The following is a 13,598-nucleotide window of genomic DNA, read 5'->3' as shown; positions in this document are numbered from 1 at the left end:
AACGTTCTGCCCTAACACTAGCCGCTATGAGGCCGATTCGGTCCCATGCGACACCCTCGTCACCGAACCTTGATCGCCCCGGGTGGGCCCGGGAACAGATCCGACGGTTCGGGTACCGTCAAGGCGAACGACGGACGAACCTGGGGGAACGGTGATCGAGGTCGCGACGGGCCAGCTACAGGTCTGGGTGGACCAGGACCTGTGCACGGGCGACGGGCTCTGCGTCCAGTACGCGCCAGAGGTCTTCGAGTTCGACATCGACGGACTCGCCTATGTCAAAGGGCCGGACGGTGAGCTGGTGCAGGCCCCGGGCGGCCGGGTGGAGGTGCCGGAACACCTCCGCCTTGAGGTCATCGACTCGGCGAAGGAGTGCCCGGGCGAGTGCATCCACGTGCTCCGCACCGGCGACGGCACGCCAGTCGCCGGCCCGGAAGCCGAAGACTGATCGCCGAAACCGGCGATTGACCGCCACCGCCGGATGGGCGCTGCTGCCGCCGGTTGGGCGCCGCCCCGGGCGTGGTGCGGTCGCGCGCACCCGGGTGGCTCCCCGCCGAACGCGAGCGCGGTAGCCCTCAGCCGGGTGGCGCTGCTCGGCGCCGGGTGGGTGCTGCTCAGCGCAGTGGCCGACCGACGGCCGAGGCGACCAACCGGGCAAACTCCTCAAGGCGGGCAATCTGCCCGGCACCGCCGTCGTCCAGGGTCTTGCCGAAGCGCAACGCGTCATGCCGGGGAGAATTGGCCCCCTCCTCGCCCGGCGGCGCCTCGTCCAGTGACCTCAACAACAGGTAAACATCGATGCCCTCCACCCGCACGGTGCCGTCGTCGGCGCGGGTGAGCCGTCGCCGACAGCCGACCTCGGTGACCGAGGAGACCGGAACCACCCGCAGCGACGAGGTCATCGAGCCGGGTGGGCCGTCCCCGGGCGGGATGTCCTCGCCGTGCCACAGGACCAGGCGGCTGCCATCGCAGATGACCACTTCCTGCCAGACGCCGTTGACCTCGTTGACGAACCGCTCCAGGGTGAAGCCGAGCACGGAGGCGCCGCGGAGCACCCCGCCGAGAGTCTCCAGGGCCACATCCGGATCACGCAGGTAGGCGCGTGCCGCGGACTCGAGATCCCGATACGGCGACCAGTCCGGAAACACCGCTGGCACGTCACCGCCGCCCAGGCCCGGCCGTTTCATCCCGCCTCCCCGCACCACCGGTCCACGCCGGTCGGCCGCTGTCGCGTCATTCCCCGCCGTCCCGCTCGACCGTCATGACCGTCGTCCCTCCTCCGCCGAGTCGGCCTGGGCGGCCGCCGCCTCCCGCAGCGCCGCACGGCGCTGCGCGTAGGCCTCCATCCCCTTGCTGGGCTTGCGCCGGCGAGGTGGGGCGGTAACTCCCGGGGCGAGCTTACGCGCAGACACCAGGAACGCGGTGTGCGCGATCATGCGGTGGTCGGGCCGAACGGCCAACCCCTCCGCGTGCCAGTCCCGGACCAGGGATTCCCAGGCCCGCGGCTCCGTCCAGCCGCCCCGCTCCCGCAGCGCCTCCACCAGCTCGGAAAGCTGCGGGGTGGTGGCGACGTACCCGATCAGCACCCCGCCGGGCACCAGGGCCCGCTCGACCATGTCGAGCTTCTCCCAGGGCGTGAGCATGTCCAGGATGATCCGGTCAAAGCCGGTCTCCGGATTCGCCGCCACGTCCCCGACCCGCAGCCGCCAGGCCGGGTGCGGCCCGCCGAAGAACGCCTCGACGTTTCGTCGGGCGATCTGGGCGAAGTCGTCGCGCACCTCCCACGAGTGCAGCTCTCCGGTGGGGCCCACGGCGCGCAGTAGGGAGCAGCTCAGCGCGCCGGACCCGGCCCCCGCCTCCAGCACCCGCGCGCCGGGAAAGACGTCACCCATCGCGACGATCTGGGCCGAGTCCTTCGGGTAGATCACCTGGGCGCCGCGCGGCATCGACAGGACGTAGTCGGCGAGCAGCGGGCGCAGGGCCAGGAACGCCGTACCACCGCCGGCGGTGCTGACGACGCTGCCGTCGGGCTGACCGATCAGGGCGTCGTGGTGCAGGATGCCGCGGTGGGTGTGGAACTCCTTGCCCGGCTCGAGGGTGACGGTGTGCATTCGACCCTTCGGGTCGGTCAACTGCACCCGGTCACCGGGCTGAAACGGCCCCCGGCGCGCTGGAGGCGGTGCGGGGACGTGCTGGTCGGGCGCGTCGGAGGGCGGTGCGGTCACGTGTTCATCTCCGGTGGGGTTCGAGCAGTTGAGCAAGATCCGCGAGGTACAGGATGCCGACGACATCTTCGCCTGAGGTCACCACGTACTGTGTGCCCGGGTGCTGCCGCACGGTCTCCATCACCTGCTCGCCGTCGAGGCCGACCGACACGGTCGGCACCTTGGCCAACGACCGAGCCACCTCGTCCACCGGCAACCAGGGCCGACGGTTGACCGCGACCGCCGCGGCGGCAGCCGGGTTGACCAGGGCGTGTGGGCAGCCCGCGGAGTCGGTGACCAGCAGCGCGGCCGGTGGGTCGGTTCCGGCGGCGCGGCGCTGCGCCTCGGCGAGTGGCGTGCCGGTCGGAACGGCGCAGACCGGACGGGGTAGCCGGGAGAGATCGATCAGCGGAAGCCGGCGGGTGATCCGGGCCAGCCGAATGGACTGCCCGGCACCGCGCCAGAGGGTGAACGCGACCAGCAACATCAGCGGCATCGCGAGTAGCACCAGCGGCGTCGGGGGCCCGAGCAGGGCTATTACGACGGCGGCCCCGCCCGTGCCGACGGCGACAACCCGACCAACCCAGCCCGCCACCTCGGTGGCCCGATGCCGGTCCCGGGTGGCGGCCCAGACGGCGGCCCGCAGCGCGCGACCGCCGTCGAGCGGCAACCCGGGCAACACGTTGAACACCGCGACCACGACGTTGCTCACCGCGAGCTGGAAGGCGAGCTGATGACCCAGGGTGTGCTCGGGTAACGCCAGGGTGACAGCGACCGCCACCGCACCGAGTACCGCGGAAACCGCCGGCCCGGCGAGGGACACCAGCAGATCAACCCGGGGCGTCGGGGCATCGCGGTCCATCTCGGTGTAGCCACCGAGTAATTCCAGGGTGATGCGGCGGACCCCGATCCCGAATCGGCGGGCGGTGAGGGCATGACCGAGCTCGTGCAACAGCACCGATCCGAGCAGGGACACGACGAAGCCGAGGCCGATCAGGTAGCCACTGGCCGGAGAGAGGGCGAGTTCCTTCCGGGCGAACTCGGCATACAGCACGGTAACGGCCAGGGTGAGCAGCAGCATCGACCACTCGAGGTGCAGCGGCACCCCGATCACCCGGCCGACGGTTACCCCGGCCGACCGGTGCGGAACTCGCCTTCTGGACTCCACCGGCCCGATGCTACGCGGGAGCGGATCATGCCCTGCAGACGGCGCGGTCCAGGCTGTCACCCCGGTGCCCTACCCTTTCCGGTCATGACAGCGGATCCGGTGGCAGCCCAGCAGCTCTCGCCCGCGGCGGAGGTGCCGGCCACGGTACGAGCTTCGCTGTCCCCCTCCCGGGCGGCCGACTTCAAGACCTGCCCGTTGCTCTACCGATTCCGCAGCATCGACCGGCTACCCGAGCAGCCCAGCGTGGAGCAGGCCCGGGGCACCCTGGTCCACGCCGTACTGGAACACCTGTTCGACCTGTCCCCCGCGGGTCGCACCCCGAGGGCGGCCAGCGATCTGGTGGCTCCGCAGTGGGAACGGCTGGTCACCGAGCAGCCGGAGCTGGCCGCCCTGTTCGCCGACGACACCGAGGCCCGGTCGACGTTCCTGCACTCGGCCACGGGGCTGCTTCAGGGCTACTTCGCGGTGGAGGATCCGCGCCGCCTGGAGCCGGCCGAGCGGGAGAGTCTGGTCTCCGCGGTGGTGGACGAGGAGCTGCTGATCCGGGGCTACCTGGACCGGTTGGACGTGGCGCCGGATGGCGCGCTGCGGGTGGTCGACTACAAGACCGGCGGCGCACCGCGGGAGGCGTTCGAGGCGCGGGCGCTGTTCCAGCTCAAGTTCTACGCCCTGGTGCTGTGGCGTACCCGCGGCGTGGTGCCGCGGGTACTACGGCTGCTCTACCTCAAAGATGCGGAGGTCTGCGACTACACCCCGGACGCCGACGAACTGGTGCGATTCGAGCGCACGGTGGTGGCGCTGTGGCGGGCGATCGAGGCGGCCACCGCCGCCCAGGACTTCCGCCCGCGGCCAAGCCGACTCTGTGACTGGTGCAGCCACCAGCGGTTGTGTCCGAGTTTCGGGGGCACCCCGCCGCCGTTCCCGGTCGGCCCGGACCCGGCCGACTCGCTCCGTGACCCGCGGCCCCGGCCGATCTCCCCCGCCGCCGACGAGTGACCGGCGCCAACGGTTGAGTGGGCACCGGGTGCAGGCGGTGGTGCTGGCGCACGGGCCGGGCTGATCCGGCCCCGGAGCTGACCGTCCGCCCCGCACCGCGGGTTGTCCCGCTCACCTACGGTGACCCACAACGGGCAGGACGGGTTGACCATCACTGGACCTCACCGTGCCGGGTCGAGCCGTCGGGACGCGGCACGACACCACGGGCGCTCAGGGACAACCCTGAGCGGCGATCGGGGGTACCCGCAGCACAAAATCCGCCACGGCTCCGCCCCAAGTCGGAGGGATCCGGGCCGGGGAACGCCCATGATGGGACTGCCGCGCCGACCGAGGGGGACGGCGCGGACCGAACGACGAGAGGGAGAAGACGTGACCGCGACGGTAGGCCGTCAGGCGCAGGCCGCGGCCCGCGCGAGCGAGGTGTGGAAGGTGTACGGCAGCGGGGAGGCACAGGTGATCGCGCTTCGCGGGGTCAGCTGTGAGTTCGAGCAGAGCCGATTCACCGCGATCATGGGTCCATCCGGGTCGGGCAAGTCAACGTTGATGCACTGCCTCGCCGGGCTGGACTCCGTGACCCGGGGCACGGTCTCGATCGGCGAGACCACGGTCACCGGCCTGGGGGATGCCGGTCTGACGAAGCTGCGCCGCGAGCAGGTCGGATTCATCTTCCAACAGTTCAACCTGCTGCCGACGTTGACCGCAAAGGAAAACATCCTGCTGCCGCTGTCGATCGCTGGGCGCAAGCCGGACCAAGCCTGGTTCGACACGGTGATCGAGACCGTCGGCCTGCGGGATCGGCTGGATCACCGGCCGGCGCAGCTCTCCGGTGGGCAGCAGCAGCGGGTGGCGTGCGCGCGGGCACTGGTCAGCCGCCCACAGGTGATCTTCGCGGACGAGCCGACCGGCAACCTCGACTCTCGGGCCGGCGCGGAGGTGCTGAAGTTCCTCCGTAACTCGGTACGGGAGCACGGGCAGACCATTGTCATGGTCACCCATGATCCGACCGCCGCCGCCTACGCCGACCGGGTGGTCTTCCTCGCCGACGGACAGATCGTCTCCGAGCTGATCGAGCCGACGGCGGAGACGGTGCTGGACACGATGAAGAAGCTCGACACCCAGGTCGAGGTGGGCGACTGATGTTCCGGGCGACCCTCAAGAGCCTGCTGGCACGCAAGCTCCGGCTGATCCTGTCCGGGTTGGCGGTGGTACTCGGCGTCATGTTCGTCTCGGGCGCGTTCGTGCTCACCGACACCCTCGGCCGTTCCTTCGACGCCGTCTTCGCCGACGCGTACGAAGGGGTGGACGTCAACGTCTCCGCGAAGTCAAGAATGGAGGTGGGTGACTTCGAGGGCGAGGCGGTGGCGGCGCCGGTGCCGGCCGAGACGGTGGAGCGAATCCGGAACGTTGCCGGGGTGGCCGACGCCACCGGCATCGTGGCCGCCGACGGCGCACGCCTGATCGGCAGCAACGGCAAGGTGGTCACCTCCTTCGGGCCGCCTCAAATCGGTGCGAACTGGGTGGGCACAAGCGATCTCGTCCAGCTGCGCGAGGGCCGGGAGCCGCAGGCGGACGACGAGATCCTGGTCAATGCCGGGCTGGCCAAGGCCGGCCGGGTCGCTGTCGGCGATCGAGTGGGCGTGCTCACGCTCGAGCCGAAGCAGGAGTTCACCATCGTCGGGGTCTTCGGCTACAGCGGCGGCCGCGACGCCATCGGCGGCGTCAACGAGGTCATGTTCACCACTCCGGTAGCGCAGCGGTTGATGCTCGGCCAGGGCGACGCCTTCACCAACGTCACGGTCACCGCCGCCGACGGCGTCGCCAACGATCGGCTGCGCGACGACATCGCCGCCGCGCTCGGGGCCGACTTCGAGGTGAAGACCGGTGCCGAGGTCTCCGCGGAGGCCTCGGCGACGCTGAAGGAGGGGTTGTCCTTCTTCAACCGAATCCTGCTCGGCTTCGCCGCGGTGGCACTGCTGGTGGGCACGTTCCTGATCCTCAACACATTTTCGATCATCGTGGCCCAGCGCACCCGGGAGTTGGCGCTGATGCGCGCCGTCGGGGCGGGCCGCCGCCAGATCATTGGCTCGGTGGTGCTGGAGGCGGTGGCGGTCGGCCTACTCGCCTCCGTGCTCGGCCTCGGCGCCGGCGTCGGCATCGGCGCGCTGCTGGCGTACCTGTTCGGCAATCTCTCCGGCGGGCTGGACCTGGCGGGAATCGCTGTGCCCCCGGCGGCGGTTGTCGGGGCGTTCGGGGTCGGCCTGATCATCACGGTGGTGGCGGCACTGCTGCCCGCGCTGCGGGCATCCCGGATTCCGCCGATCGCGGCGATGCAGGACGTCGCGACCCCGGACCGGCCGCTGACCAAGGTCACGGTGACGGGCGCGGCGGTGACCTCAACCGGCGCCACACTGCTCTTCCTGGGCCTCGGCGGGCACGCCGGCGACAACGCCCTGATCACCATCCTCGGCGGCGTGCTCTTCGCCTTCATCGGGGTGGCGCTCCTGACCCCGATGATCAGCCGGCCGGTGGTCGGTCTACTCGGCGGGATCTTCTCCTGGTGGATGCCGGGCAAGCTGGGCCGGCTCAACTCCGGACGAAACCCGCGCCGTACGGCGATCACGGCAGCCGCGCTGATGGTCGGCATCGCCCTGGTCACCGGGGTCACCGTCATTCTGGATTCCACCAAGAGCAGCATCAGCAGCCTGGCCGAGGACAAGATCAAGGCCGAGTTGGTGATCGGCGGCGCGCAGACCGGGCCCCGACCGCCGACCTTCGACCCGGCGGTGCTGGAGAAGACCGCGGCGCTGCCCGGGGTGGCGCTGGTCGGTGGAGCATACGGCGATCTGGCCCAGGTCGGCGACGAACGCACCTGGGTGGGCGCCAACAGCGACGTGTCGACGCTGACGCAGATCTTCGGCGCGCGGGCCACCGCCGGGGACATCAGTCGACTCGGGCCGGATCAGATGCTGGTCAGCTCGGATGTGGCGGCCTCGCGCGGACTCTCCGTCGGCTCCACCGTGCCGGTGCAGTTGGCCCGCGCCGAGCCGAAGACCTACACGGTCAGCGGGATCTACGAAGCCGATGAGCTCCTCGATCCAATCACGTTGCCGGTCTCCGCGGCGCAGGGCTTCACCATCCCCCAGCCGATCGCGGGCTTCATCCAGCTCACGCCCGGCGCCCAGGCCGCTGACGTGCTGCCGCAGGTGGAGCCGCTCCTGGCGGACAGCCCGGAGGTGTCGGTGGCCGACCGGGAAGCGTTCATCGAGCAGCAGACCGAACCGCTCGACGGCCTGTTACGAATGATCCAGATCCTGCTGCTGTTGGCCATCGTGATCGCGGTGCTCGGCATCATCAACACCCTGGCCCTGTCGGTGCTCGAACGCACCCGGGAGCTCGGGCTGCTCCGCGCGGTCGGCCTCGGCCGGGCGCAGACCATGGGCATGATCACTGTAGAGGCAGTGGTGATCTCGGTCTTCGGTGCGCTGCTCGGCATCGCCGTCGGCGCCGGCCTCGGTGCGGCCGTCGTCGAGGCGTTGCGCGACGAGGGAATCACCGACCTGGTGTTGCCCTGGGTGGACATGGGGACGATGGTCGGCCTCGGCGCACTCGTCGGCGTCCTCGCCGCGGTGATTCCCGCGGTCCGCGCCGCCCGCATCGATGTCCTGGGCGCCATCGCCCACGACTGAGCCAGCTTGGAAGGGCCCCGCGCACCGGGGCCCTTCCACACGCTGTGGGAAGGGCCGGAGCGGCCGCGCGCTACCGAGCGCCGAAGGCGACATCTCGCGAGCGTTCCCCGAGCAGCGCCGCCAGGAGCTCCAGGTCCGCCGCGGCCAGGCTCGCCAGTTGGTGTACGTCGGCGCAGGGCTCCACCGGCACCTCCGCCGGTACCGCGAGTACCGCCGCACCCGCGGCGAGGGCACTCGCCACCCCGGCCGGGGAGTCCTCGATCGCCACGCAGCGGCCGATCGGCACGCCGAGCAGCCGGGCCGCGGTCAGGTAGGGCATCGGGTGTGGTTTGGCCGCGTCCACCTCGTCCCCGCACACCACCGCGTCGAAGCTGTCCCGCCCCAGGGTGTCGAGGGCAACCTCCACCAACGTCCGAGCGCTGGAGGTGACCAGGGCTGTCGGGATCCGCGCGGCACGGACGGCGCGCAGCAGGGTCAGCGCGCCCGGCCGCCACTGCAGCCCGTCGCCGAACAGCTCCAGGATCCGCGCGTTGATCCACGCGGCACTGGCCTGCAGGTCGCGTTCCGGCTGGCCCAGGTCCTCGTGGAGGAGTTGCATCGAGGCCGCCATGCTCGTTCCGATCATGGCCCGCCGGGTGGTCTCGGAGAGCACGCCGCCGTAGGTGACTGCCAGCTCGCGCAGCGCGATGTCCCACAGCTTCTCGCTGTCCACCAGCGTGCCATCCATGTCGAAGAGGACGGCGGCAGGATGTTGGGCGCTCAGGGTGGGCCTCCTCTTGATTGGCAACGGCACCGATGCTGCCAGCCGCTGCCCCGGCCGCAACACCGATCCCACGGACCAGTGACATTCGCCGCCGGCCGGGAACAGCTGGGCAGGGCGCACCACGTTGGGCGACGGACCGATCGACCACGTGCCAGCACGGGTGCGTCGAGACCGCAGGGAGCCTCCCGCGCGGCCAAGCTCCGCCGCGGATCGTTATGGCGTACATGACCCTTCGCTCAGCGCTTCGGGCAGCCCTGTCGTGACCACGGAGCATCAGCGGGGACTGCCCCGGACCGGATCCGGTCGTCCGGTGCCGCGGGGCCCGGTGGTGGTGGTGAGTGCGCTGATCACCTTTATCGCCGGGCTCAACATCGCCCTGGTGGTGATCGCGATGCCGACGATCCGCACGGCGCTCGAGTTGGATTCGAGTACCCAGCAGTGGCTTGTGTCGGCGTTCTACCTGGCGATCGGCCTGGTGCTGGTGCCCGCGGGCCGATTCGGTGACATACACGGCCGGCGCAACATCTTCGTGACCGGCGTGGTGGCGTTCGTGGTGGCCAGCGCAACCGCGGCGTTGGCCACATACGAGGCGTGGCTGATCGCCGCCCGACTGGTTCAGGGTGCGGGCATCGGGCTGGCGCTCGCCCAGGTGTTAGGGACAATCCAGCGGATATTCTCCCCCCGGGAACGGGGATTCCCGTTCGGAGCGGTCACCGCCGGGATCAGCGTCGCCCGGCTGATCGGCCCGGTACTCGGCGGCGGGTTCATCGCCGTCGGGGGCGCCGAGTGGGGCTGGCGGTGGGCCTTTCTGGTCAACGTGCCGATCGGGGTCGTCATCGCGGTTCTCGGGTGGCGATTGCTCCCCGTCGCGGAGCGGGCCGAGCGGCCACGAATGGACCTGGTGGGCGCCGTCCTGTTGACGGTCGGGCTGGGCTTTCTGTGGCTGGTCCAGGGTGAGCAGATGCCGGGTTGGTTGACCTGGACGCTCCTGGCCACGGCGGTGGCGGTGCTGGTGGGGTTCGTGCGTTGGGAGACGCGATACGCCCGGCACGGTGAACCGATGTTCAACATGAGGCTGTTCCGGTTCCGCTCCTTCTCGGCGGGGATCATCATCGCCATCTGCTACACCGCCGGCTACGACGGCATCTACTACCTGATGTCGGAATATCTGCAACACGGACTCGGTCATGACGAGTTGGTGACCGGGATCGCGCTCACCCCACTGGCCCTGGGGGCCGCCATCAGTGCCGTGATCGCCGGGTCCAAGGCGGGGCGGTTCGGCAAACCGTTGGTGGTTTCGGGCCTACTCCTCGCGGGGGTCGGGCTCACCGCCCTACTCGTCGCCGACCTCTTTCTTCCCGACCCGGACTCCCCGCACGCGGCCACGCTGCCGCTGCTTCTGGTCGGGCTGGGGGGCGGACTGATCACCTCGGGGGTGGCCGGCGGCCTGGTGATCGCCCCGAACCTGACCGTTGCCCTCTCTCCCGTGCCACAGACCCAGGGCGGAAGCGCTGGCGGGATGCTCGAGGCCGGGCAGGCACTCGGTGGCGGGCTGGGCGTTGGTCTCGTCGGTGCGGCCCTCTTCGCGAGCCTCGACCGGACCGGCGACTGGTTGACCGCCTTCCGCATACCAGTGCTGGTCATCGTCGGGCTCTTCGCCGTCGCCCTGACAGCAGCCCTGATCAATCTCTTCTCGCCCGACCGTTCCGTTCCGTCCGCATAACCAAACACACCGCGGACCACCTGTGCCGCGCCGGCTCCGCCGGCCCGGAGCAGTCAAAGCTCAGCGTGCTTGCGCCGCCACGTTCAGGACGTACCGGCCGTAGTCGGTATGCGCCAACTCGGCACCGAGAGCGTGACAGGCCTCGGCGTCGATGAAACCCATCCGCAGGGCCACCTCCTCCAGACAGGCGATATGAATGCCCTGCCGCTGCTCCAGGGTCTGCAGGTAGTGACTGGCCTGGAGCAACGAGTCGTAGGTGCCGGCGTCCAGCCAGGCCAGCCCACGACCCAGATCGACCAGTCTCGCCTTACCCCGCTCCAGGTAGACCTGGTTGACTCGGGTGATCTCGACCTCGTTCCGCGCCGACGGGCGAACATTCTTGGCGATGTCCACCACGTCGTTGTCGTAGAAGTACAACCCGGTGATCGCCCGATTGGATCGGGGCCTACGTGGCTTCTCCTCGATGGAGATGAGCCGACCCGTCGGGTCGGTCTCCCCCACCCCGTACCGCTGCGGATCGGTGACCGGGTAGCCGAACAACACGCACCCGTCGATATCCCGGCTCTCCGCCTGCAGCCGCTCCGAGAACCGATAGCCGTGGAAGATGTTGTCGCCCAGAATGAGGGCGACCGGGTCGGGTCCGACGTGCTCCGCACCGATGACGAAGGCGTCAGCCAGGCCCCGCGGAACCGGCTGGGCGGCGTACGAGATCGACAGGCCGAACCGGGAGCCGTCGCCGAGAAGCCGCTCGAACAACGGCAGGTCCCGTGGCGTGGAAATGATCAGGATGTCCCGGATCCCGGTGAGCATGAGCACCGAGAGGGGATAGTAGATCATCGGTTTGTTGTAGACCGGCAGGAGCTGTTTCGACAGCGCCAGGGTCACCGGGTGCAGCCGCGTCCCCGAGCCGCCGGCCAGGACGATGCCCTTCACCTGAGTCCTCCTCACCGCGGGGTGTCTCCGTGCCGTCCCGCCGGGCAGTGCCGCGGGCGGCGCCGCCGCCCCTCGGCCTGAGGCCGGGCGCACCAGGACTTCCGCCGACGATGGCTACCCGGCCGAAGTCTGGCCGGCGGTGCTCGGGCAGCGCTCAAGCTGGGCTCGGGTCGTCCCGTGCTCAGACCGGTTGCCGCTCCCCCGCCGATCGGCTCCGCACCGGCCGAGTCACCTGCTTCGACACACACGACGGCATCCCCGCCGTCGCCTCCGACGCCATCCGCCGGTACGTGCTGGGGGGCACGCCCACCAGTTCGGTGAAGCGCGTGCTGAACGTCCCCAGCGAGGAGGAGCCGACCGCGAAGCAGACCTCCGTTACGGTCATGTCGCCACGTCGCAGTAGTGTCATCGCCCGCTCCACCCGCCGGGTCAGCAGGTACGCGTACGGCGACTCACCGTAGGCAAGGCGGAACTCACGGCTTAGATGCCCGGCGGACATGTTCACTCCGCGGGCTAACGCCTGCACGTCCAGCGGCTGCGCGTACTCCCGGTCGATACGGTCCCGGACCTGCCGCAGTCGCGCGAGATGGCGCAGGCGGGATCGAACCTCGTCCGGGTTCGGCTGCTGAGCACGCACGCACATATTCTGCAAAGACTCCCCGGCCCCCGTCCAGCCGTTCGCCGCCGACTCGCCGGTACGAGGTTCGATTCGCCCTCGAGCGTACCCGGAGGTCGGGGCCGCAGGATCGGCACAATGCGATCCGAAAACGGTTCGGATGGGGCACCGGGCGCCGGCAGCCACATCGACCGCAGGGCGAAGGAGTCGTTCGTGCCGCCGATCACGTTGCGGGAGCTCGAGCTCCTCATGCGCCAGTACGTCTGGGACGGGGACTGGCAGTCGTTCGAGCACGCCCCAGACCAGCCCTTTGATGAGCTGGGGTACGACTCGCTGGCGCTGCTGGAGACGCACAGCCGGATCAAACGCGACTACGGCGTCCTGATCTCCGAGGACGACCTGGAGCGCGTCCACACACCCCGGGCGCTGGTCGATTTCATCAATGACCACCTCGGTTCGTAACGGCGGAGCAGCCCGCCGTCAGTTCGCTGGCGGGGTGATCCGCTGACGCGCCACAGCGAGCAGGCTGTCGTCCTGGCCCCGGCGGAGGCTCACATCGACCACCTCCTCCCCCGAAGCATCTCGGTACATCGTGACTTCGACATCGAGCACATCGTCGGCGTTGGCGTTGGCCACCAGACAGACCTGCCGATCCAGGACCCGCCGGCGAAGGAAGCCCGCCACCGACCGGCCGAGCGAGCGCCACAGCTGCAGGACGGCCCAATCCACAATTGAGAAGTACGACGCGAAGTACAGTAGGCCGACGCCGTTCAGATCACGGCTGGCGCTCACCTGATAGGTCAGCGTCACGCGAACCTGCGGCGGTGGCTCCCCCACCGACCGGAATCCGGCCGCCCGACGGACATTCGACATGATTCGCCGCGGGGTGTACTCGTCGGCGATCTGCTCCAGGTGATCTATTCGGAAGCCGACCGGCGTGGCCCGCCGCAACCCATGGTTTGTTCCCGCACCGGAGCGCTGAATCCACCGGTTGAACGTCTCGACATGCAGGCAGCCGGGCGTGTCGTAACTGAAGAAGTCGTCCGTGCCGGCGGTGTCCCCGCTCAGGGCCGTGCCGGATACCCCGTCGTGGCGGCTGACCTGATGCACGGTCAGCACTGAATCGCCGCCGCAGGAGAAGACCTTGGAGCGCACCCGCAGCCGATCACCGAAGGTCAACTGCTCTACGGACAACTCCCGGCAGGCCTGAACCCGGAAGTACGCGAAGGAGAGATAGACCGGGTTACCGGCCGGATCCACCGCGGAGTAGGGGTCAAGGTGGCAGGCGGCGCCCACCGCGTCCCACGTCCAGTCCCCGAGTTGCCCGACGAAGAGCGAGTTGGGGCCGCACATCGCCGGGGTAATCAACTCGACGCGTTCCCACCAGTCGCCCGGGCCACGAACCAGCGCCGGGCGACCGACCTGGGTGAACGGGGCCGGTTGGTAGGTCGCCATCTCGCCTCCACAATTCTGGAGGAGCGTGTCCCCTCCGTGGCTGGTGTTCGGAGAAAG

At 69.8% G+C, this 13,598-nt stretch carries 13 protein-coding genes; 6 read left to right on the top strand and 7 right to left on the bottom strand.

Annotation, left to right across the window (positions count from 1 at the left end):
- The first annotated feature begins 151 nt into the window (after positions 1 to 151).
- Positions 152 to 445 (top strand): ferredoxin, encoded by a 294-nt coding sequence (locus tag B118_RS0125870; RefSeq protein ID WP_018219805.1) that lies wholly within the window; start codon positions 152 to 154, stop codon positions 443 to 445.
- 166 nt (positions 446 to 611) lie between these two features.
- On the opposite strand, the gene B118_RS0125865 is transcribed toward B118_RS0125870, so the two are convergent.
- The 3 genes from B118_RS0125865 to B118_RS0125855 all read right to left on the bottom strand — a co-directional run bounded on the left by B118_RS0125865 (position 612) and on the right by B118_RS0125855 (position 3,315).
- Entirely contained in the window at positions 612 to 1,184 is a 573-nt protein-coding gene (locus tag B118_RS0125865) for a hypothetical protein (RefSeq protein ID WP_018219806.1), read from the bottom strand.
- A 72-nt stretch (positions 1,185 to 1,256) separates the two neighbouring features.
- Positions 1,257 to 2,222 (bottom strand): tRNA (adenine-N1)-methyltransferase, encoded by a 966-nt coding sequence (locus tag B118_RS0125860; protein WP_026185192.1) that lies wholly within the window; start codon positions 2,220 to 2,222, stop codon positions 1,257 to 1,259.
- 4 nt (positions 2,223 to 2,226) lie between these two features.
- Positions 2,227 to 3,315 (bottom strand): site-2 protease family protein, encoded by a 1,089-nt coding sequence (locus B118_RS0125855; RefSeq protein WP_018811725.1) that lies wholly within the window; start codon positions 3,313 to 3,315, stop codon positions 2,227 to 2,229.
- Between the two features lie 138 nt (positions 3,316 to 3,453).
- On the opposite strand from B118_RS0125855, the gene B118_RS0125850 reads away from it, so the two are divergent.
- From B118_RS0125850 to B118_RS0125840, 3 genes are all read left to right on the top strand, one after another.
- Positions 3,454 to 4,365, top strand: a complete 912-nt coding sequence (locus tag B118_RS0125850; protein ID WP_018811724.1) for a RecB family exonuclease — start codon at positions 3,454 to 3,456, stop codon at positions 4,363 to 4,365.
- Between the two features lie 369 nt (positions 4,366 to 4,734).
- A complete protein-coding gene (locus B118_RS0125845) occupies positions 4,735 to 5,502 on the top strand; it encodes an ABC transporter ATP-binding protein (RefSeq protein WP_018219810.1) in 768 nt (255 codons plus the stop codon).
- Entirely contained in the window at positions 5,502 to 8,051 is a 2,550-nt protein-coding gene (locus tag B118_RS0125840; RefSeq protein ID WP_018811723.1) for an ABC transporter permease, read from the top strand. The genes B118_RS0125845 and B118_RS0125840 overlap by 1 nt, the downstream gene beginning before the upstream one ends.
- Positions 8,052 to 8,121: 70 nt before the next feature.
- Here the strand turns inward: B118_RS0125840 and B118_RS0125835 are convergent, their stop codons facing one another.
- Positions 8,122 to 8,838, bottom strand: coding sequence for an HAD family hydrolase (locus B118_RS0125835; protein WP_420329477.1), 717 nt, complete (start codon positions 8,836 to 8,838; stop codon positions 8,122 to 8,124).
- Between the two features lie 301 nt (positions 8,839 to 9,139).
- Here B118_RS0125835 and B118_RS0125830 point away from each other — a divergent pair, with 301 nt between their 5' ends.
- Positions 9,140 to 10,537 (top strand): MFS transporter, encoded by a 1,398-nt coding sequence (locus B118_RS0125830; protein WP_420329478.1) that lies wholly within the window; start codon positions 9,140 to 9,142, stop codon positions 10,535 to 10,537.
- Between the two features lie 60 nt (positions 10,538 to 10,597).
- On the opposite strand, the gene rfbA is transcribed toward B118_RS0125830, so the two are convergent.
- Entirely contained in the window at positions 10,598 to 11,470 is an 873-nt protein-coding gene (rfbA, locus tag B118_RS0125825; RefSeq protein ID WP_028193704.1) for a glucose-1-phosphate thymidylyltransferase RfbA, read from the bottom strand.
- Positions 11,471 to 11,651: 181 nt separating this feature from the next.
- The gene (locus tag B118_RS0125820; RefSeq protein WP_018219815.1) at positions 11,652 to 12,113 is read right to left on the bottom strand and encodes a helix-turn-helix domain-containing protein; all 462 of its coding nucleotides are present in this window, start codon (positions 12,111 to 12,113) and stop codon (positions 11,652 to 11,654) included.
- Between the two features lie 111 nt (positions 12,114 to 12,224).
- Here B118_RS0125820 and B118_RS0125815 point away from each other — a divergent pair, with 111 nt between their 5' ends.
- Positions 12,225 to 12,548, top strand: a complete 324-nt coding sequence (locus B118_RS0125815) for an acyl carrier protein (protein WP_018219816.1) — start codon at positions 12,225 to 12,227, stop codon at positions 12,546 to 12,548.
- Between the two features lie 18 nt (positions 12,549 to 12,566).
- Here the strand turns inward: B118_RS0125815 and B118_RS0125810 are convergent, their stop codons facing one another.
- Positions 12,567 to 13,541, bottom strand: a complete 975-nt coding sequence (locus B118_RS0125810) for an LnmK family bifunctional acyltransferase/decarboxylase (protein WP_027647141.1) — start codon at positions 13,539 to 13,541, stop codon at positions 12,567 to 12,569.
- Positions 13,542 to 13,598 lie beyond the last annotated feature (57 nt).

The organism is Salinispora pacifica CNR114 (assembly GCF_000514775.1).
Classification (GTDB): domain Bacteria; phylum Actinomycetota; class Actinomycetes; order Mycobacteriales; family Micromonosporaceae; genus Micromonospora; species Micromonospora pacifica.
The sequence above is the reverse complement of the archived record's forward strand: the minus strand, read 5'-3'. Positions and strand labels throughout refer to the sequence as shown.